Annotated in this window: 19 protein-coding genes; 12 read left to right on the forward strand and 7 right to left on the reverse strand. The window is 63.1% G+C overall.

Annotated features, from left to right (window positions below):
• Window positions 1–75: 75 nt before the first annotated feature.
• Entirely contained in the window at window positions 76–663 is a 588-nt protein-coding gene (locus RHPLAN_RS20390; RefSeq protein ID WP_068021317.1) for a TetR/AcrR family transcriptional regulator, read from the reverse strand.
• Between the two features lie 140 nt (window positions 664–803).
• On the opposite strand from RHPLAN_RS20390, the gene RHPLAN_RS20395 reads away from it, so the two are divergent.
• Together RHPLAN_RS20395 and RHPLAN_RS20400 are read left to right on the forward strand one after the other, a co-directional pair.
• Window positions 804–2,033: an efflux RND transporter periplasmic adaptor subunit gene (locus tag RHPLAN_RS20395; RefSeq protein ID WP_068021319.1), complete on the forward strand. Its 1,230-nt coding sequence runs from the start codon at window positions 804–806 to the stop codon at window positions 2,031–2,033.
• A 50-nt stretch (window positions 2,034–2,083) separates the two neighbouring features.
• Window positions 2,084–5,269 carry an efflux RND transporter permease subunit gene (locus RHPLAN_RS20400; RefSeq protein ID WP_068021321.1) on the forward strand — a complete coding sequence of 1,062 codons (3,186 nt, stop codon included), beginning with the start codon at window positions 2,084–2,086 and terminating at the stop codon, window positions 5,267–5,269.
• 36 nt (window positions 5,270–5,305) lie between these two features.
• Here RHPLAN_RS20400 and RHPLAN_RS20405 read toward each other — a convergent pair whose 3' ends face one another.
• From RHPLAN_RS20405 to RHPLAN_RS20415, 3 genes are all read right to left on the reverse strand, one after another.
• Window positions 5,306–5,839 (reverse strand): VOC family protein, encoded by a 534-nt coding sequence (locus tag RHPLAN_RS20405; protein ID WP_068021322.1) that lies wholly within the window; start codon window positions 5,837–5,839, stop codon window positions 5,306–5,308.
• An 86-nt stretch (window positions 5,840–5,925) separates the two neighbouring features.
• Window positions 5,926–7,485, reverse strand: a complete 1,560-nt coding sequence (locus RHPLAN_RS20410) for a class I adenylate-forming enzyme family protein (RefSeq protein ID WP_157100384.1) — start codon at window positions 7,483–7,485, stop codon at window positions 5,926–5,928.
• 22 nt (window positions 7,486–7,507) lie between these two features.
• The gene (locus tag RHPLAN_RS20415) at window positions 7,508–8,308 is read right to left on the reverse strand and encodes an IclR family transcriptional regulator domain-containing protein (protein WP_198164430.1); all 801 of its coding nucleotides are present in this window, start codon (window positions 8,306–8,308) and stop codon (window positions 7,508–7,510) included.
• 114 nt (window positions 8,309–8,422) lie between these two features.
• Between RHPLAN_RS20415 and RHPLAN_RS20420 the strand changes: the two genes are divergently transcribed.
• From RHPLAN_RS20420 to RHPLAN_RS20440, 5 genes are read left to right on the forward strand one after another with little or no spacing between them, the layout of a single operon-like run.
• Window positions 8,423–9,241, forward strand: a complete 819-nt coding sequence (locus RHPLAN_RS20420; protein ID WP_068021330.1) for a p-hydroxycinnamoyl CoA hydratase/lyase — start codon at window positions 8,423–8,425, stop codon at window positions 9,239–9,241.
• A gap of 13 nt (window positions 9,242–9,254) precedes the next feature.
• On the forward strand, window positions 9,255–9,701 hold the full coding sequence (locus RHPLAN_RS20425) for a MaoC/PaaZ C-terminal domain-containing protein (RefSeq protein WP_068021332.1): 447 nt from the start codon (window positions 9,255–9,257) through the stop codon (window positions 9,699–9,701).
• A gap of 60 nt (window positions 9,702–9,761) precedes the next feature.
• On the forward strand, window positions 9,762–10,739 hold the full coding sequence (locus RHPLAN_RS20430) for a tripartite tricarboxylate transporter substrate-binding protein (RefSeq protein ID WP_084245259.1): 978 nt from the start codon (window positions 9,762–9,764) through the stop codon (window positions 10,737–10,739).
• Window positions 10,740–10,773: 34 nt separating this feature from the next.
• Window positions 10,774–11,739, forward strand: coding sequence for a Bug family tripartite tricarboxylate transporter substrate binding protein (locus tag RHPLAN_RS20435; protein WP_068021337.1), 966 nt, complete (start codon window positions 10,774–10,776; stop codon window positions 11,737–11,739).
• Window positions 11,740–11,757: 18 nt separating this feature from the next.
• Complete coding sequence (locus RHPLAN_RS20440) at window positions 11,758–12,840, forward strand: mandelate racemase/muconate lactonizing enzyme family protein (RefSeq protein ID WP_068021338.1); 1,083 nt, start codon at window positions 11,758–11,760, stop codon at window positions 12,838–12,840.
• Window positions 12,841–12,842: 2 nt separating this feature from the next.
• Here RHPLAN_RS20440 and RHPLAN_RS20445 read toward each other — a convergent pair whose 3' ends face one another.
• A complete protein-coding gene (locus RHPLAN_RS20445; protein WP_084245261.1) occupies window positions 12,843–13,820 on the reverse strand; it encodes a Bug family tripartite tricarboxylate transporter substrate binding protein in 978 nt (325 codons plus the stop codon).
• A gap of 102 nt (window positions 13,821–13,922) precedes the next feature.
• On the opposite strand from RHPLAN_RS20445, the gene RHPLAN_RS20450 reads away from it, so the two are divergent.
• Window positions 13,923–14,657, forward strand: a complete 735-nt coding sequence (locus tag RHPLAN_RS20450; RefSeq protein ID WP_198164431.1) for an isochorismatase family protein — start codon at window positions 13,923–13,925, stop codon at window positions 14,655–14,657.
• 100 nt (window positions 14,658–14,757) lie between these two features.
• Window positions 14,758–14,922 (forward strand): hypothetical protein, encoded by a 165-nt coding sequence (locus RHPLAN_RS39515; protein ID WP_157100385.1) that lies wholly within the window; start codon window positions 14,758–14,760, stop codon window positions 14,920–14,922.
• On the opposite strand, the gene RHPLAN_RS40165 is transcribed toward RHPLAN_RS39515, so the two are convergent.
• On the reverse strand, window positions 14,919–15,392 hold the full coding sequence (locus RHPLAN_RS40165; RefSeq protein ID WP_198164432.1) for a DUF6496 domain-containing protein: 474 nt from the start codon (window positions 15,390–15,392) through the stop codon (window positions 14,919–14,921). The two genes, RHPLAN_RS39515 and RHPLAN_RS40165, sit on opposite strands and share 4 nt — an antisense overlap.
• A gap of 243 nt (window positions 15,393–15,635) precedes the next feature.
• On the opposite strand from RHPLAN_RS40165, the gene RHPLAN_RS20460 reads away from it, so the two are divergent.
• The 3 genes from RHPLAN_RS20460 to RHPLAN_RS20470 all read left to right on the forward strand — a co-directional run bounded on the left by RHPLAN_RS20460 (window position 15,636) and on the right by RHPLAN_RS20470 (window position 16,710).
• A complete protein-coding gene (locus RHPLAN_RS20460; RefSeq protein ID WP_068021342.1) occupies window positions 15,636–15,821 on the forward strand; it encodes a hypothetical protein in 186 nt (61 codons plus the stop codon).
• Between the two features lie 208 nt (window positions 15,822–16,029).
• Window positions 16,030–16,410, forward strand: coding sequence for an NUDIX hydrolase (locus RHPLAN_RS20465; protein ID WP_068021344.1), 381 nt, complete (start codon window positions 16,030–16,032; stop codon window positions 16,408–16,410).
• A gap of 90 nt (window positions 16,411–16,500) precedes the next feature.
• Window positions 16,501–16,710: a hypothetical protein gene (locus RHPLAN_RS20470; RefSeq protein ID WP_157100386.1), complete on the forward strand. Its 210-nt coding sequence runs from the start codon at window positions 16,501–16,503 to the stop codon at window positions 16,708–16,710.
• Here the strand turns inward: RHPLAN_RS20470 and RHPLAN_RS20475 are convergent.
• Window positions 16,705–17,229 carry a CvpA family protein gene (locus RHPLAN_RS20475; protein ID WP_068021348.1) on the reverse strand — a complete coding sequence of 175 codons (525 nt, stop codon included), beginning with the start codon at window positions 17,227–17,229 and terminating at the stop codon, window positions 16,705–16,707. The two genes, RHPLAN_RS20470 and RHPLAN_RS20475, sit on opposite strands and share 6 nt — an antisense overlap.
• Between the last annotated feature and the right edge of the window lie 184 nt (window positions 17,230–17,413).

The following is a 17,413-nucleotide window of genomic DNA, read 5'->3' on the forward strand; positions in this document are numbered from 1 at the left end:
AAACATCGCCACCCACAGCCTTCGCTTGCCTTATAGCGTAGCGGTGCAGCGCTGACGAGTCGGGCAGGGCGGAGATCAGGCCGGCCAGGCCCTCATGGCCATGTCGCCGACCTTGTACAAATCCTCGCGGCCCGCACCGGCCGCGGCCCGCACCGACATGCCCTCCAGAACCGTCATCATGTAGCGGACGAAATCTTCTGTCGCGAAGTCGGCGGGCAATTCGCCGCTCTGCTTGGCGGCCTCGAAACGTTCGCGCAACATCACTTCGCCCATGGCGCGCCGCGCCGCGAGCTCTCGCTCCATGGATTCTTCGGCAGCGCTGCATTGCAGAGCGCTCCGCACCAGCATGCAGCCCCGTGGATTGCACTCATCGGTGAGAAAATCGGCGCTGGCGCGCAACAGATGCTCGACCATGCCGCGCGCGGTCGGCTTTTCGCGCGCTTCATTCCAGAAGTTGGTGCGCTGTTGGACGTAACGATCAAGCGCTTTGCGGAACAGCTTCTCTTTGTTGCCAAACGCCGAATAGAGGCTCGGCGGATTGATACCCATCGCGTCGGTCAGGTCGGCGATGGAGGTGCCTTCATACCCGTTGCGCCAGAACACGTTCAGCGCCTTGTCCAGCGCCAGCTCGACGTCGAATTCCCTGGGCCGTCCCATTTTCATGGTCGCATTCCTCGTCGCCTGTGACTTTAGGCACAAGCCAAACTTGTTTTTTATTGATCGCTATATAAGTCGCTTGACAGTCTCCGTCCACCGAACAATATGTAGCGAACGTTACAAAATTCGGAATTCGGAGAAATCCCATGGCTGGTCTGTCTTTTCGCAAGCCTCTGCTGGGGGCCGGGGCGGCGTTGGCTGCGGTGACGGTCCTCGGCACCATCGTCCTCACGATCATCCCCTCGACCACCTCACGTTCGAACAGCCCGGCCAATGCGGTCCCGGCCGCGACCCCCGCGTCGGTGGCCGTCGTCGAACCCCGCGAGACCAATTACTGGGACGAGTTTTCCGGCCGGCTCGAGGCAGTCGAACGCGTCGAGGTCCGCTCCCGTGTCGCGGGCGCGGTGCAAGCCGTGCATTTCCGTGAGGGCGCGCTGGTCAATGTGGGCGACCGCCTGATCACCATCGATCCCGCACCGTACCAGGCCGAAGTCGACCGCGCTGACGCGCAGGTTGTCGCCGCACAGGCGCGGCTGGCGCTCACCAAAAATGACTACGAGCGCGGTCAGCAGCTTTGGGGCTCGCGCACGGTGTCGGAGCGCGATCTTGATCAGCGTATCAACGCCTATCATGAGGCCGAGGCCAATCTGCGCGCCGCGCAAGCCGCGCTGCAGTCCGCAAAACTCAATCTCGGCTACACCGAGGTGGTCGCGCCAGTCTCCGGCCGTGTCGGCAAGATCGAGATCACCGTCGGCAATCTCATCGCCGCCGGACCCGGCGCGCCGGTGCTGACCACGCTGGTGTCGGTTGACCCGATGTACGCCAGCTTCAACGCCGACGAAGAAGCCGTTTCGCGCGCGCTCAAGTCGCTCGGCGCCGATGCCAAAAATCTGACGTCGCAGATCGATCGCATTCCGGTGCGGATGGTCACCGCGACCAGCGACGAGACCTTCGAAGGCCGCTTGCAACTCATCGACAACCAGGTCGATGCCAAGAACGGCACGGTTCGCGTCCGCGCGGTGTTCGGCAACAAGGACGGCCGGCTGATGCCGGGCCAGTTCGCCCGGCTGAGCATGGGCCAGGCCAACACCAGGCCCGCACTGATGGTCAACGAGCGCGCCATCGGCACCGACCAGAACAAGCGTTTCGTGATGCTCATCGGCGCCGACAACAAGGCTGAATACCGCGAAGTCACGCTGGGCGCGCTCATCGATGGCCTGCGCGTCGTCACCAACGGCCTCAGTTCAGGCGATCGCATCATCGTCAACGGCCTGCAACGCGTCCGGCCGGGCGCAGTGATCGCGCCGGAGCGCGTCACCATGACCGACCGGCCTGAATTACGAGCTGAAAACGTCACCGGCACGATCAAACGCTAAGTGCAAGCGCACTAAAGTCATCCTGCCGGTGCATCCTTCTGGGGCGCACCATGAATCTGTCCAAGTTTTTTATCGATCGTCCGATTTTTGCCGGTGTTCTTTCGGTCCTGATCTTTCTCTCAGGCCTCCTGGCGCTGCGCGTCATGCCGATCTCCGAATATCCGGAGGTCGTGCCGCCGCAGGTCGTGGTGCGCGCCAATTTCCCGGGCGCCAATCCGAAGGTCATTGCCGAAACCGTCGCCACGCCGATCGAGGAGCAGATCAACGGCGTCGACGGCATGCTCTATATGTTCAGCCAGGCGACCAGCGACGGGCTGATGACGCTGACCGTCACCTTCAAGCTCGGCACCGATCCCGACAAGGCACAGCAGCTCGTGCAGAACCGCGTCTCGCAGGCCGAGCCGCGGCTGCCGCCCGAGGTGCAGACGCTCGGCGTCACCACGGTGAAGAGCTCGCCCGACCTGACCATGGTGGTGCACCTGCTGTCGCCCAACGGCCGCTATGACATGACGTACCTCCGCAACTACGCGGTGCTGAACGTCAAGGACCGGCTGGCGCGGATCGACGGCGTCGGTCAGGTGCAGCTGTTCGGTTCAGGCGACTATTCGATGCGCATCTGGCTCGACCCGCAGAAGGTCGCCGAGCGCGGCCTGTCGGCGAGCGACATCGTCCGCGAGATCCGGGCGCAGAACGTCCAGGCCGCCGGCGGCTTCGTCGGCGCCTCGCCCAACCGGATCGGCATCGACCTGCAGCTTGCGCTCAACGCGCAAGGGCGGCTGCAAAGCGAGGAAGAATTCGCCGACATCGTCGTCAAGACCGGCGCCAATGGCGAGGTCACGCGGTTACGCGACGTATCGCGGATCGAGCTCGGCGCCGCCGAATACGCGCTGCGCTCGCTGCTCGACAACAAGTCGGCCGTGGCCATCCCGATCTTCCAATCGCCCGGCTCGAACGCCCTTTCAATCTCAGACAATGTTCGCGCCACCATGGCGGAACTCAAAAAGAACATGCCCGAAGGCATGGACTATTCGATCGTTTATGACCCGACGCAGTTCGTGCGCGCCTCGATCGAGGCCGTGATCCACACGCTGCTCGAGGCCATCGCGCTGGTCGTGCTGGTGGTGATCCTGTTCCTGCAGACATGGCGGGCCTCGATCATCCCGCTTCTTGCTGTTCCGGTTTCGACAATCGGCACCTTCGCGGTGATGTATCTGTTCGGCTTCTCCATCAACGCGCTGAGCCTGTTCGGCTTGGTGCTGGCGATCGGCATCGTGGTCGACGACGCCATCGTGGTGGTCGAGAATGTCGAGCGCAACATCGAGAACGGGCTGTCAGCCCGCGAGGCCACGTACCGCGCCATGCGCGAGGTGTCGGGGCCGATCATCGCCATTGCGCTGGTGCTGGTTGCCGTCTTCGTGCCACTCGCCTTCGTCAGCGGGCTGACAGGACAGTTCTACCGACAGTTTGCTTTGACCATCGCGATCTCGACCGTGATCTCGGCGATCAACTCGTTGACGCTGTCACCGGCGCTCGCCGCGATGCTGCTGAAATCCCACGGCGAGCCGAAGGATGCGTTGACCCGCGGCATGGACCGAGCGCTTGGCTGGTTCTTCCGTGGCTTCAACCGTGCCTTCGGCTCAGGCATCAAGGCCTATAGCGGCGCGGTTGGCGGTGTGATTTCGCGCAAGGCCGTGGTGATGGGCGTCTACCTGATCCTGGCTGGCGTCACCTTCGGCCTGTTCAGGACCGTGCCGGGCGGCTTCGTGCCGCCTCAGGACAAGCAATATCTGGTTGGCTTCGCGCAGCTGCCGGACGGCGCCACCATCGACCGCACCGAAGACGTCATCCGCCGCATGAGCGACATCGCGCTCAAAACGCCTGGCGTTGAATCAGCCGTGGCGTTTCCCGGTCTGTCGATCAACGGTTTCACCAACAGCCCCAATTCCGGCATTGTGTTTGCGACCTTGAAGCCGTTCGAAGAGCGCAAGAGCAAGGACCTCAGCGGGCCTGCGATCGCAGCCCAGCTGAATCAGAAGTATGCCAGCATCAAGGAGGCGTTCATCGCCATGTTCCCGCCGCCCCCCGTGCAGGGGCTCGGCACCATCGGCGGCTTCAAGCTGCAGATCGAGGACCGCGCCGGTCTCGGCTACACGGCGCTGAATGACGCCACCAAGGCGTTCATGGCCAAGGCCGCGACCACGCCGGAATTGGCCGGATTGTTCACCAGCTATCAGGTCAACGTGCCGCAGCTCTATGCCGACCTCGACCGCACCAAGGCGCGGCAGCTCGGCGTTGCGGTGACCGACGTATTCGACACGCTGCAGATCTATCTCGGCTCGCTCTATGTGAACGACTTCAACAAGTTCGGCCGGGTCTATTCGGTGCGGGTGCAGGCCGACGCGCAGTTCCGCGAGAACGCCGATGACGTCGGCAAGCTCAAGGTTCGTTCCAACACCGGCGAGATGGTGCCGCTCGCAGCTCTTTTGAGGGTCAGTCAGACCTCGGGGCCGGAGCGCGCCATGCGCTACAACGGATTCTTGTCGGCCGACATCAACGGCAATGCGGCGCCGGGCTACTCGTCAGGCCAGGCCCAAGAGGCGGTGAACCGCATCGCTGCGGAAACGCTGCCGCGCGGCTTCAGCTTCGAATGGACCGAGCTGACTTATCAGGACATCCTCGCCGGCAGTTCAGGTCTGGTTGTCTATCCGATTGCGATCCTGCTGGTGTTTCTGGTGCTCGCGGCACTCTACGAGAGCCTCGTCTTGCCGCTCTCGATCCTCATGATCGTGCCGATGGGGCTGCTCGCCGCCATGACCGGTGTCTGGCTCACGGCCGGCGACAACAACGTCTTCACCCAGATTGGGCTGATCGTGTTGGTGGGATTGTCGGCGAAGAACGCCATTCTGATCGTCGAGTTCGCCCGCGAACTGGAATTTGCCGGCCGCACGCCGCTCGAGGCGGCGATCGCCGCGAGCAGGCTCAGGCTCCGTCCGATCCTGATGACGTCGCTGGCCTTCGTGATGGGCGTGGTGCCGCTGGTGATCTCGACCGGTGCCGGCGCCGAGATGCGCCATGCCATGGGCATCGCTGTGTTCGCCGGCATGATCGGCGTGACGCTGTTCGGCATCTTCCTCACGCCGGTGTTCTACGTGCTGCTGCGGCAGCTCTCCGGCAACCGGCCGCTGAAGCAGCACGGCGAGGCGCAGCAACATCACGACGATCTGGTGCTGTCGTAGAGCCGGGGCAGGGCGCGGCCGATCTTATTGCCGGATTCAGAAGGCTGCTTGTCGGTTCCGCTCCCAGTCGGACCTGACCACGGTGCCTTCGAGATTCGCGACCTGCTTGTCGACAAAGGCAAGGATCTCCTCGTCCGACTTCAACAGATCGATGTCCGTGCGGCACGGCTGCGGGACGTGCCATTTCGTGTCGATGAACACTTCCAGCCGGTTGCCTTCGGGGTCACGGAAATAGCAGGAGATTGCATTGCCGTGCGACACCGGCCCAAGCTCGGTGATCGGCTCTTTCTTGAGAGCGAGATAAGTCTGCCGAAGAGCTTCCAAGCTCGGCGCTCGGAAGGACAGTTGCTGAATCATGTTGTAGGCCAAGTCCGCAGGCCGGCCGCTCGCAAACACGACCTGATGATGCTCGCTCGGGTCGAGGGTGAGGAACGCGATCTCGCGCCCATCGGGATACACGTCGCGGTCGGACACCACGAGCCCAAGCACGCGCGTGTAGAAATCCACCATACGCGGAAGGTCGGCGACAAAGATACCGACATGCGCAAATGAAAGCTTCGTGTCTCGCATGGATCACCCGTTGAATGGATGCTCCGGATGTTGCCGGAAACAGCAAGACGGGTCGAGAGGCTTGCTGGGCCAGGAGACTTGCCGGGTTAGGACACTTGCCGGTCGCGGCCCTGCCAGTAAGGCGCCCGCAGGGCCTTCTTGTCGATCTTGCCGTTGAACAGCCGCGGCAGGCTTTCGACGAAGTCGACGGTTCTGGGCTTCTTGTAGCTCGCAATCCGCGTGCGCGCGTACTCGATCAGTTCGGCTTCGCTCGAACTTTTGCCCTGCCGCATCTGCACGCAGGCTTTCACAGACTCGCCCCAGACCTGGTCGGGCACGGCGATGACCGCGACCTCGGCCACGTCGGGGTGCGAGCGCAGCGCCTCCTCGACCTCCCAGGAATAGATGTTCTCGCCGCCCGAGATGATCATGTCCTTCTTGCGGTCCACCACGTAGATGAACTGGCTCTTGTCTGCGAAACCCAAGTCCTGGGTGTGCATCCAGCCGTCGCGGACGATCTCGGCGGTGAGCACGTTCTTGTTCCAGTAGCCGCTCATGACGGTCGGCGAACGAATGATGATCTCGCCGATCTCGCCCGGCTCGCAGGTGGTGCCGTCATCGCGCACGATCTTGATCTCGTTGCCCATCAGCGGCTGTCCGGCTGACGCGAGCCGCCTGCGCTGATCCTGCGAACCGTCCAGCAAATGCTCATGCGGCTTCAGGATCGTGCCGCAAAGACACTCCGTCATGCCGTAGACCTGGGCGAAGATCGGTCCCATCCGGTCGAGCGCGCGACGGAGCAGGGGAACGGGCATCGGGGCCGACGCATAGTGCACGATGCGAAGGGTGCTGACGTCGTAGGTCTTGGTGTCGAGCACATCGAGCATGCGCTGGATCATCAGCGGCGCGAAATGCGCGGCTGTCACCTTCTCGCGTTCGATCGTTTGAAGGATGTCCTCGGGATCGAAGGCGGTCTTCAGCACCACGGACGAGCCCATCATGCTGAAGTTCATCTGCTCGATCTTGCCGCCCAGATGAAACAGCGGCATCACGACCAGCGCCTTGTCCTTCGAGGTCGTGCCGCATTCGTGCGATAGCATCCGCACGCCTTCGACCATGGCGGCATGGCTGATCATGACGCCTTTGGACCCGCCGGTCGTGCCGCTCGTGTACATCAGGTAGGCCATGTCGCCGGCCGATGGCGCCGTCGCCGGTTCCTCGGCGTTGGCCTCGGCGATCAGTTGCTCGTAGCTCAATTGCTCGTTGGCGCCGCCGTCGATACCGATACGGATGCGGATGCTGCCGACCTGCGCCGCAATGGCCTGCGCCTCCTTGGCGAAATCCTTGGCGAAGATCAGAATCGCCGGCTGGCTGTCCTGGCAGATTGCCGCCAATTCAGCCTGGGCGAGCCGGCTGTTGAGGTTGATCGCGACGAAGCCCGCGACCTCGCAGGCGCCAAAAATCTCGACGTACTCGCTGCAATTTCGCGCCAGGATTGCGACGCGCTCATGCTTCTTCAGGCCCTGCGCCAGCAGCGCGTTGGCGAGCCGGAATATCCGCGCGGCCTGCTCGGCAAACGTGAAAGTCCGGCCTTCGAACTGCAGCGCAAGCTGGTCGCCGTAGAGCGCACGTCCGCGCTTGATCAGATCCCCACACGTCAATGACATGAGATGCACGTCCTTCCTGCCTCTAACGCTCCCGCGAAACCCAGCCGGTCGGCACCGCGCCCGACGCAAGCCGCATCTCGATCTGCTTCGCCGCCTCGCGCAGCGGGCCAAGGCAGCGTTTGATCTCTGCGGCTTTGATGGATGAAGTCGAAATCCAGTTGGCGTTTACAACACTCGCGACCGTCCCATCCTTGTTGCGGACCGGCACCGCGACGCCGACAATCCCAGGTGTCATCTCGCCGCGATTGAGCGCGTAGCCTTGCTCGCGGACTTCCGTGATCTCGCGGCGAAGTATGGCTGCCGAGGTCACTGTCTCTTTGGTATGCGCGACGCGGCGCACCGATGCGAGATATTCCTCAAGTTTGGTGTCGGAGAGACCGGCGAGCAGCACCTTGCCCATCGATCCCGCATATGCCGGCTGCCGTGCCCCGATCGAAATGAAAAACCCGAACAGCTTTTGCGAGAAGACCGAGCCGAGACAAAGCGTCTCGTTGTTGTCGAACACGGCGAAATGCGCCGCCGCATCGGTTGCTTCGGAGAGCCGTTGCAGGATGGGCTCGACGAATTCTTCGAGACGCGCCGATGATACGAAGGCGTAGCCCAGTTCCAGAATGCGAGGCAGAGGATAGAACCACTCGTTCTCGGAGCCGACATAGCCGAGCGATTTCAGCGTCAGCAGATAGCGCCGCGCGGACGCTCGCGTCATGCCGGTCTTCGCCGCGACTTCGCTGATCCGCATCTTTGGCTGATCGCGATCGAACGCGCGCGCGACCTTGAGCCCGCGTGCCAGCGATTCTGAAAACCAGGCGGCCTTCTCGGTCAACGCATTCCTCCCGGCGCCCGCGATTGACAGCGCCATCTTGTACAGCGATGATCTGATATAGCACAAGTGTGCGATAAACGCACAATAGTCAAAACACAAGAAAGGCGCTTCGTCATGACGTTCGACACCATCCTGGTGGACATCGCCGACGGCATTGCCACGGTCACGCTCAACCGTCCGAAGAAGAAGAACGCGATGAATCCGGCGTTGCATCGCGATATGACGAAAGCGCTCGACATGCTGCGCTACGACGCCTCCGCGCGCGTCGTGATGATCACCGGCGCCGGCGACGCGTTCTGCGGCGGCATGGACCTCAAGGAGTTCTTCACCGACCTTAAGGACGACCCGGTCGAATACGATCGCATCACCCGCATGGCCGTGGAATGGCGCGGGCGCACGCTGCGCTATTATCCGAAGCCCACGGTGGCGGTGATCAACGGTTTCTGCTTTGGCGGGGCGTTCTCGATCGTCGAGGGTTGCGATCTCGCGATCGCGGCGGAGGAAGCGACCTTTGGCTTGTCCGAAATCAACTTCAAACTGTTTCCCGGCGGTTCGGTCAGCAAGTCGCTCGCCAACCTGATGCGGCCGCGCGACGCGCTCTGGTACGGCATGACCGGCGAGCCGTTCAACGGCATCGTCGCGGCGGAGATCGGCTTCATCAACAAGGCGTTTCCTGCGGCGAAGCTCCGCGAAGAGGCCCGCAAGCTCGGGCTCAATCTGGCGCAGAAAGACCCGTGGGCGCTCAAGGCCACCAAGGACGGCTACCGCAACTCGCTCGACATGGGCTGGGACGCCGCCATGGACTATTCCAGCGCCAAGGAGATGGAATTGGTGCTTCGCCAGGGCGACAAGTTCCGCAAGGAAGGCATCGGCGACTTCCTCAAGGGCGAATACCGGCCTGGCTTGGAAAGCCACGGCTCGGCGCGCGGTTAGGGAGCCCGCGCCGGTGTTCTTTCACCAACTGGAGATCGGCAGTGAGTTCGTCGGCAGCGGTCGCACCTTGACCGAGGCCGATCTGTCGATCGCCTGCATGGTGAGCGGCGATTGGCATCCGATCCACTCCGATGAATCGTATGCCAAGAGCCGCGGACTGCGTGGCCGGCTGTTTCACGGCTCGTTCGGCATCTTCATCGCCACCGGGATGGCGACCACGCTGCCGAAATTCAGCGACGAGGTGGTGGGCGCAACCGGCATCCGCGAATGGACCTACCGGGCGCCGCTGTTCGTCGGCGACACCGTCCACGTGAAATCGACCATCCTCAACAAGCGCGTCACGTCCGATGGCCGCCGCGCGGTCATCGAACGAACGCTCGCGCTGATCAACCAGAGCGCGGCGGTCGTCCAGGAGGGCATTGCCGGCAGCATGGTTCGGCTGGCTTCAAACAGCAGCTGACGCAATCCAAACAACCGCCCGCGGAAGTCGGGCGGATCGATAAAACCACGGGAGCGAAACATGAAGCGGGGACTTTTCTTCTGCATTGCCACCTGGGCAATGCTGGTGTCCGGTGCGGCCGCTGCCCAGCAGGTGGCCGGTTATCCGAGCCGTCAGGTGCGCATCGTCGTGCCGTATCCGGCTGGCGGTCCGACCGATCTGATCGCACGCATACTCGCGCAGAAGCTCGGCGAACGGATGGGCCAGAGCTTCTATGTCGAGAACATCGGCGGCGCGAGCGGCGCGGTCGGCGCGGGTCAGGTGGCGCAAGCCGCACCCGACGGCCATACGCTCTTGGTCGTCACCAACGATTTCGCCGTGGCATCGGTCACCAACGCCAAGCTGCCATACGATCCGGTCAAGAACTTCGCGCCGGTCACCATCATCGCGTCTTCGCCGCAGGTCGTCGCGGTGCATCCGGATGTACCAGCCAAGACCATGAAAGAGATGGTCGACATGATCCATGCGGCGCCCGACAAGTACAACTATGCCGCCATGGGCATCGGCTTCGGCCAGCTCTCCGCCGAACGGCTTTTCAAGCTCGGCCTGAAGCTCGACAGCCTGCCGCGGGTGCCGTTCAACGGAGCGGCGCCAGCGGTGAATTCGGCGCTGGCCGGGCAAACTCCCATCATCATTCTCGGTCTGCCGCCGATTGCGCCGCATCTGACGTCGCACAAGCTCCGCGCCATCGCGGTCAGCAGCCCGACCCGCAGCCAGGCGTTTCCCGATGTTCCGACCTTCGCGGAATCCGGCATCGCCCATCAAGAATCGGAACTGCAGATCGGTCTTGTCGCGCCGGCTGGGACCCCGCCAGCAATCGTCACGGCCCTCCAGAAACGCGTCGCCGAAATCGTCGCCTTGCCCGATGTGAAGTCGAGCCTCGACACCTTCAGCTTCCAGGCGGTCGCGAGCACGCCTGAGCAATATGCCGCCCAGATCAAGGATGACATCGCGGTCTGGGGCAAGGTGATGAAGGACGCCAACATCCCGGTCAATTGACGCGGGCGGCGGTCATCAAGACGGGGAGGGCGAGATGAAACGAACAGGCGCAGCCGTGCTGGCGGCGTTGCTGCTGGGACTGGCAAGCCCGAGCTTTGCGCAAAGCTGGCCGACGCGGCCGATCCAAATCGTGGTGTCGTCGGGTGCGGGCGGCACCGCCGACATCATGGCGCGGATCATCGGCGACAGGCTGTCGCCGGTTCTCGGCCAGCCGATCGTGATCGAGAACCGCCTTGGCGCCGGCGGCCATGTCGGCGCGACCTCGGTCGCACGCGCCAATCCGGACGGCTACACCCTGCTGATGAGCGGGCAACCCACCCATTCGGTCGGACCTTATCTGTTCAAGAACCTGCAGTACGATCCGATGCGGGATGTGCCGCCGGTTGCGATGATCGCGGTTGCGCCCAACCTCCTGGTGGTCAACGCCTCGTCGCCGATCAAGTCGGTGTCCGACCTCGTCAGGCTTGCGCGCGAGAGGCCCGGCACGCTGACCTACACGTCGGCAGGCATCGGCACCTCGGGCTATCTCGCAGGCGAACTGCTCAAGTCTAGAGCCAGCCTCGATATGGAACACATTCCCTACAAGAGCGGCCCTGAGGCTGTGACCGGCGTGCTGACCGGCAATGTGAGCTTCGTGTTCTTCACGCTGCCCGCACTGCTGCCCCAGGTCGAAGCCGGCAAGCTTCGCGCGCTGGCGATCGCCAGCGCCGAGCGAAGCGCGCTGGTGCCCAACGTGCCGACCATTGCGGAGGAAGGCTTTCCCGGGTTCGACGTGATCGCATGGTTTGCATTGTTCGCGCCGCGCGGCACGCCGGAATCCGTTGTGGCTCGCCTCAGCGCCGAGATCGAAAAAATCGTGGCGCAGCCGGACGTCCGCGCTCAGATGGCCAAGCTCGGCGCCGAGCCGAGGTATCTGCCGCCCAAAGGCGTTGTGGATTTTGTCGCGGCCGAGCAGCCGCAATGGGCTAAGCTTCTCAAGGACGTCAAACCAGCCAACTAGCCCAAACCTGCGAGCAACATGCGGCTCACCGAACTCAAGCTCTACAGCTATCAGCTTCGCTATGCCCGGCCGGTCCGCTGGAGCGACATTGTCGAGGAGGCGGCGCCCTTCGTGTTGCTGCGGCTGACGGCAGACACGGGCGAGACCGGTATCGCCGAGATCACCCCGAAGCCGACCTGGTGTGGCGTCAACGCCAAGACACTGATCGCGGCCATCGAAGACATCTTCGCTCCGATGCTGATGAAGCTCGATCTCGACGACCCGGCCAGGGTGCGGACGGCACTCGACATCGTTCCGGAAAACCACGCCGCCAAGACGCTGATCGACAACGCCTGCTGGGACCTCTATGCGGCCCGCGAGCGCCGGCCGCTCTGGCAGATCTGGCGCGGACAGCAACGAGTCGAGTTGTCCTGGGCTGTGACACGGCAGGCGCCGGCCGCGATGGCGGCCGAGGCTGTACAGATGGTGGAGCGTTATGGCTTTCGCACTCTGAAGGTCAAAGGCGGGCAGGGCGTTGAAATCGACGTCGCCGGCATCCGGGAAATCCGGACGGCGGTTGGCGAACGCGTCCGTCTCTATGTCGATGCCAACGGCGCCTATCCGGCCGATCAGGCAGCAAAGTACGCGCGTGCGATGGCCGACGCGGGCGTTTCGATCCTCGAAGATCCGTGCGCGATGGCGCCCGATGCGCGGTTCCGCGCTCTGCGCGAAGCCAGCACGATCCCGATTCTCGTGGACTTCGGCTGCACGTCGCTGCGCGACGCGGGCTTATTCCTCGAGCAAGGCGCACGTGCGCTCAGCATCAAGCCCGGCCGCTTCGGCCTGTCGCATTCGCGCGCCATGCTGGCGCTCGCGCAGCAGAACGGCTGTCGTCCGGTTGTCGGGCTGATGGGCGAGAGCGCGCTTGGCACGCTCTCAGGCCTGCAGTTCGCAGCGTCGCTTGCGTCGCCGATCCTACCGGCCGAGCTCACCTGGTATCTGGCGATGACCGAGCAAGTGATCAAAGCCGTGCCGGCCATCGCTGATGGCATGCTGGAGCTGCCGGACGCGCCGAGCCTTGCGTCACTGGTCGATTGGGACGCTGTCGCCAAGGCGCATTGAGCTCAGGACGGGTTGAGCTTGATCCCCGTGCGGCCGATGAAGGTCTTCCACTTCTTCTGTTCGGCATCGACGAACTGCGCGAAGGCCGCGGCATCGCTGCCGACGGGCTCGATGCCCGCACCACGGATGCGCGCCTGAAGCTCGGGATTCTTGCCGACCTTGACCAGCGCCCCCGCAAGCTTTTGGCGGATATCGTCCGGCAGCCCTGCCGGACCGAAAATGCCCATCCAGCTCGAGAGCTGGAAGTCCGGGAAACCGGCCTCGACCATCGTCGGCAGATTGGGCAGTTCTTCGAGCCGCTTCTGGCTGAGCACCGCGAGCATTTTCAGGCGCGGGCTGTCGACGTAGGAGCGCACCGCCGGCATGCTCTGGAAGTTGATATCGAGATTGCCTGCGAGCAGATCGTTCAGAGCCGCAGGCGAGCTGCGGTAGGGCACATGCACCATCTTGGATTGGGTGAGCAGGCTCAAGTATTCGCCTGCGATGTGCGCCTGTGTGCCGACTCCCGAGGATCCGAATGACAGCTTGCCTGGATTGGCACGCAGATATGTCACCAGTTCCTGCACCGTGGCGACCGGCAGCTCTCTCTTTACGATCAGTGTGTGCTGGAACTGGCCGGACAGCGAAACCGGCACAAAATCCTTGGTCACATCGAGCGGAAAGCTCGCGTCCAGTAAAGGCAACAGGACGTGGTTGCTCTCGCTCGATAGGATGATGGTGAGGCCGTCGGGCGCGGCGCTCGCAGCCTGTCGCATGGCCAGCAGGCCACTCGCGCCGGGCTTGTTGTCAACGATGATGGTCTGACCGAGCTCGGTGCGAAGCCGTCGGCGAGCACGCGCGCGATCAGATCGAGCGCGCCACCAGCGCCGAACGGTACCACCAGCGTGATCGGCTTTTGCGGAAAGCTCGTCTGGGCGCTTCCCTGGGCAGAGGCTGGCGAAGGAGCAAAGGCGAGAAGAGAGAGCAGAGCAGCGAAAAATCGAAGCAGATGCATAGGTCCCATTCCGTTAGGTCGGCGGGATTGAGTTTGGCACGGCTGACACCGGTGTCCTACCCTCCGCGCGCGCATGAGGGATATCGAAATGCCAATGATGCATAAGATCGAGCTGTCGCCAGACATGATCGCGCGCGTGAAGAAGCGGCGCGGCGGCAAGATGCACGCCTACGACCGGATCGATCCGAAGAAGACCGCTCTGATCGTCATCGACATGCAGAATGTCTGGGTCAAGCAAGGCATGCCGGCGTATACGCCCTATTGCGAAGCCATCGTGCCAAACATCAACCGGCTTGCGGACGCGATGCGCAAGGCCGGGGGCTCGGTGTGGTGGGTGCGTGCCATCTATGGCGACGACGCGCCGCGCACCTGGTCGGCCTATATGGAGTTCCTGTCCCCGGAATTCCTCGGCGATATGCTGAGCGCGCTCACCGAAGGCAATGTCGGCGCCGAACTTTGGCACGGGCTCGACGTTCAGCCCGGCGATCGGCACGTCATCAAGCGGCGTTTCAGCGCGCTCATTCAAGGCTCGAGCGACCTCGGCGAGCGGCTGGAGGCTGAAGGCATCGACACGCTGATCATCACCGGCACCGCGACCAACATCTGCTGCGAGTCGACGGCGCGCGATGCCTTCATGCTGAACTACCGTCCGCTGGTGATCTCGGATGGCAACGCCACGGTGTCCGACGAAGCCCACAACGCGTCGCTCAACGCGCTCCTGACCCGTTTCGCCGACGTGTTCTCGACAGATGAAGTCGTCGAACTGCTGGCGGCTTGCGGCAAAGCGGCGGCCGCGAAGGAGTTGGCCGCTTCTGAAGCTTGATCGCACGCGGCTCGGCATTTGTCGGGCGAGCGTCGTATGGTTGTCATGACCTGCGTGAGACTTTGCGCTGATGCCGTAAGCCATCAGCGAGTGAGCAGACATGAAGCCCGTGATTTACAGCCCGCCGCGGCCCGGCTTGCCGTATCTCGTGGTCATATTTTCCGGAGACAAAGTGGAAGCATTGCCCGCTCCGGATCGCCATCAGGCGCGGCTGATGCTGGCGCAGCTCGCGCCATCGCACAAATCAAAGGACCCAAAAGCCTAACGCAGCGCGTTTTCGAGCTGCCGCTTGGTCATCCTTGAGCGTCCGGGAATGTGCCGGGCCTTGGCTTTCTTGTAGAGCTGCTGCTTGGTCGCGCCATTGTGTCCGTTGCGCGCTCGGCTCCGCGCGGCCTTGCTGCCCCGCACGGTCCGACGCGTGGCATTGCGGCCACCCATGGCGCGGCTGCTTTCGCGATGACCACGAGCGCCGACATGGGATTTACCCTCGCGCTCCTGCTGATAGGTCTCGCCACGAGCTTCCTTGCGTTCCGTTCTTGCGAGGTTTCTGCTGTTCTCGCTCTCGCTTTCGTATTTCGAGGCGCCGGCCTCCTTCAGGGCGATGGCGATAGCTTGACGGCGGTTCGTAACTTTGCCGCCGCGGCCACTCCGCAATTCCCCGTGCTCGAATTCGTGCATGACGCGTCCCATCGTCTTGCGTTGCCGGGGCGATGTTCTTCCGGTGGTTCTGGCCATGCCAATCCTCGCTGATTTTGGAAGCGGCTGTGCGGGTTGAACCCGGCCTCGGTGCGGATGTTCCGTCACGCTGGATGTTGTCGCCGCCACGCTCTGAGCAGCAGACCCCGCCCTAAGTGGCTTGCCGCACACGTGTGCTTTTTTTGGCGCACCGCAAAATTTCCTTGGAAGAACTCCAGTCTACCGGAACGACGGTCGTGACTTCGTGTTCGGCCCTATAGTCGGAATTTTCGGGGTAGAAACGTGAACCGGGAAGAAGAATACCTCCGCAATGCCAAGGACGCGCAAGAATGGGCAGACCGAGCCGCCACCGAGGAAGACCGCCGGAGCTGGCTCAAGATCGCGCAGGGCTGGCTCAACCTGTTCACGCGATGGACCGCGGAGCAACGCGGGCCGAAACCAGCGGGCAGCGCTGATCCCGACGCTTGAACGGCGCACCGTCTCTCAGAACTGCATCGCGCTCTGACGCCGGCATGGGGCAGGGCAGCCCGCGCTCTGCTGCGTCGGCAGCATGCGACGGAACCGATGCCGCATGGATCGTCAGGGCTAGAGGAAACGCCGAAACGTGATTTCGATCACACCAAGCGAGACCAGAATCACCCACCATGAGAGTGGGAAATAACGGACGGAACTTGAAATGGCGCAGTCTTCGAAGCTCGTGGTGACGAGGGGTAGCCGCGTTCTTCTGGTCCGGCGCAAGCGTGATGGTCGCTGGACCTTTCCGGGTGGCAAACGCAAAGGCCGGGGCGAAAACGCCAAAGGCTGTCTGCGGCGCGAACTTGCGGAGGAGTTACCGGGCCTGCGCTGTCGCGGCGCCCGGATCTGGCAGAAGGTCAAGGCTACCAATCCGGCCACCGGCCGGCGCATTAACCATATGATTTTTACCGCCCGGGCCGTATCTGGTGTCCTTGAGATCGGAGACGTCGGCGAACTCGATCGCGCCGAATGGCGCGATCCGTGGAGTATCCGACTCGCTCCCAACACTCGCTTCGTCCGCGACCTGCTGCTGGCGCGCTAACCGGCTTTACCGGCGCCGGCTGTGTGCGATAGCGCACTTGGTGATTGGCCGGGGACGCCTATCGTCCACTTACAAATGGGAGTGGCGGTCATGGTCTTGGAAGTCATGTCCTCCGATTCGAAGTCCAGCGAGCCTGCGGTGCTTTGCGAGCGTTGCGGCACATCGGCCAGCCTGGAAACCGTGGTGCAGCCGCTCGGCAACGAGCCCGGTGCGCAGCTCTATCACTGCCCGGCCTGCAAGCATCTGACCTGGGTCCAATGGTGGGGTTGGCACGGCCGTCCGGCAGCAGACCAACTATAAACCGCGGTCGCGCTTCAAGCGGTCGATATATTCGGTGGTCTCGGGCGGCAGGGATTTGAGGCCGCGCTGCGCGGCGAGCGACAACAACGGCCGCGTTTTGGATCCCTTCAGAAACGCCGGATCGTGACCGGCCGGAATGATCCGGTCGAAGATCAGCACGATAGTGACGGCGACCAGGAGCGCACGTGCGGCGCCGAGCACGAGGCCCGCACAGCGGTCGAACAGCAGGATGTCGTTGCCGGCGAGCCCCGCCACCATCTGGCGCATCAACTGGGCGAGCAGAAACCCGCCGATCAGGAACAGCCCGAAGAACATCAACGAACTCGTGCCGAACGGGGAGGACGCCACGGCCGTCCGTCCCGCCGCGGCCGAACTGAAGTAAGGCGTCAGCGCCACGGCGAGCGGTGCGGCGGCGACAAATCCCAGGATGTCGGCCAGGCTCCGCAGCAATCCGGCGCGAAAACCCATGACCGCGAGCGTGAGCACCACGATCACAACCGCCGCGTCGAAATGATTCATCGTTGTCGCTCCCGACTGAATGTCACGCTCTCCGGCGGGAGCACCGCGCAAACATCGGATGTCCGATGTTCCACTCCTGACTCCGGTTTGTTCCAGAAGAACGAATCGAAATCTCCCCGATCATGTCGATGCGTGTCTTAACAAGACCTTCCCGGTGCGCACGGAATCGGTGCAGGTAGAGCGA

This window comes from Rhodoplanes sp. Z2-YC6860 (genome assembly GCF_001579845.1).
Taxonomy (GTDB): Bacteria; Pseudomonadota; Alphaproteobacteria; order Rhizobiales; family Xanthobacteraceae; genus Z2-YC6860.

Excerpts from the sequence above, each read along its gene's own strand:
- RHPLAN_RS20390 (WP_068021317.1), bottom strand. The coding sequence starts at position 663 with ATGAAAATGGGACGGCCCAGGGAATTCGACGTCGAGCTGGCGCTGGAC.
- RHPLAN_RS20395 (WP_068021319.1), top strand. The coding sequence starts at position 804 with ATGGCTGGTCTGTCTTTTCGCAAGCCTCTGCTGGGGGCCGGGGCGGCG.
- RHPLAN_RS20400 (WP_068021321.1), top strand. The coding sequence starts at position 2,084 with ATGAATCTGTCCAAGTTTTTTATCGATCGTCCGATTTTTGCCGGTGTT.
- RHPLAN_RS20405 (WP_068021322.1), bottom strand. The coding sequence starts at position 5,839 with ATGCGAGACACGAAGCTTTCATTTGCGCATGTCGGTATCTTTGTCGCC.
- RHPLAN_RS20410 (WP_157100384.1), bottom strand. The coding sequence starts at position 7,485 with ATGTCATTGACGTGTGGGGATCTGATCAAGCGCGGACGTGCGCTCTAC.
- RHPLAN_RS20420 (WP_068021330.1), top strand. The coding sequence starts at position 8,423 with ATGACGTTCGACACCATCCTGGTGGACATCGCCGACGGCATTGCCACG.
- RHPLAN_RS20430 (WP_084245259.1), top strand. The coding sequence starts at position 9,762 with ATGAAGCGGGGACTTTTCTTCTGCATTGCCACCTGGGCAATGCTGGTG.
- RHPLAN_RS20435 (WP_068021337.1), top strand. The coding sequence starts at position 10,774 with ATGAAACGAACAGGCGCAGCCGTGCTGGCGGCGTTGCTGCTGGGACTG.
- RHPLAN_RS20440 (WP_068021338.1), top strand. The coding sequence starts at position 11,758 with ATGCGGCTCACCGAACTCAAGCTCTACAGCTATCAGCTTCGCTATGCC.
- RHPLAN_RS20450 (WP_198164431.1), top strand. The coding sequence starts at position 13,923 with ATGCCAATGATGCATAAGATCGAGCTGTCGCCAGACATGATCGCGCGC.
- RHPLAN_RS39515 (WP_157100385.1), top strand. The coding sequence starts at position 14,758 with ATGAAGCCCGTGATTTACAGCCCGCCGCGGCCCGGCTTGCCGTATCTC.
- RHPLAN_RS40165 (WP_198164432.1), bottom strand. The coding sequence starts at position 15,392 with ATGGCCAGAACCACCGGAAGAACATCGCCCCGGCAACGCAAGACGATG.
- RHPLAN_RS20465 (WP_068021344.1), top strand. The coding sequence starts at position 16,030 with ATGGCGCAGTCTTCGAAGCTCGTGGTGACGAGGGGTAGCCGCGTTCTT.
- RHPLAN_RS20470 (WP_157100386.1), top strand. The coding sequence starts at position 16,501 with ATGGTCTTGGAAGTCATGTCCTCCGATTCGAAGTCCAGCGAGCCTGCG.
- RHPLAN_RS20475 (WP_068021348.1), bottom strand. The coding sequence starts at position 17,229 with ATGAATCATTTCGACGCGGCGGTTGTGATCGTGGTGCTCACGCTCGCG.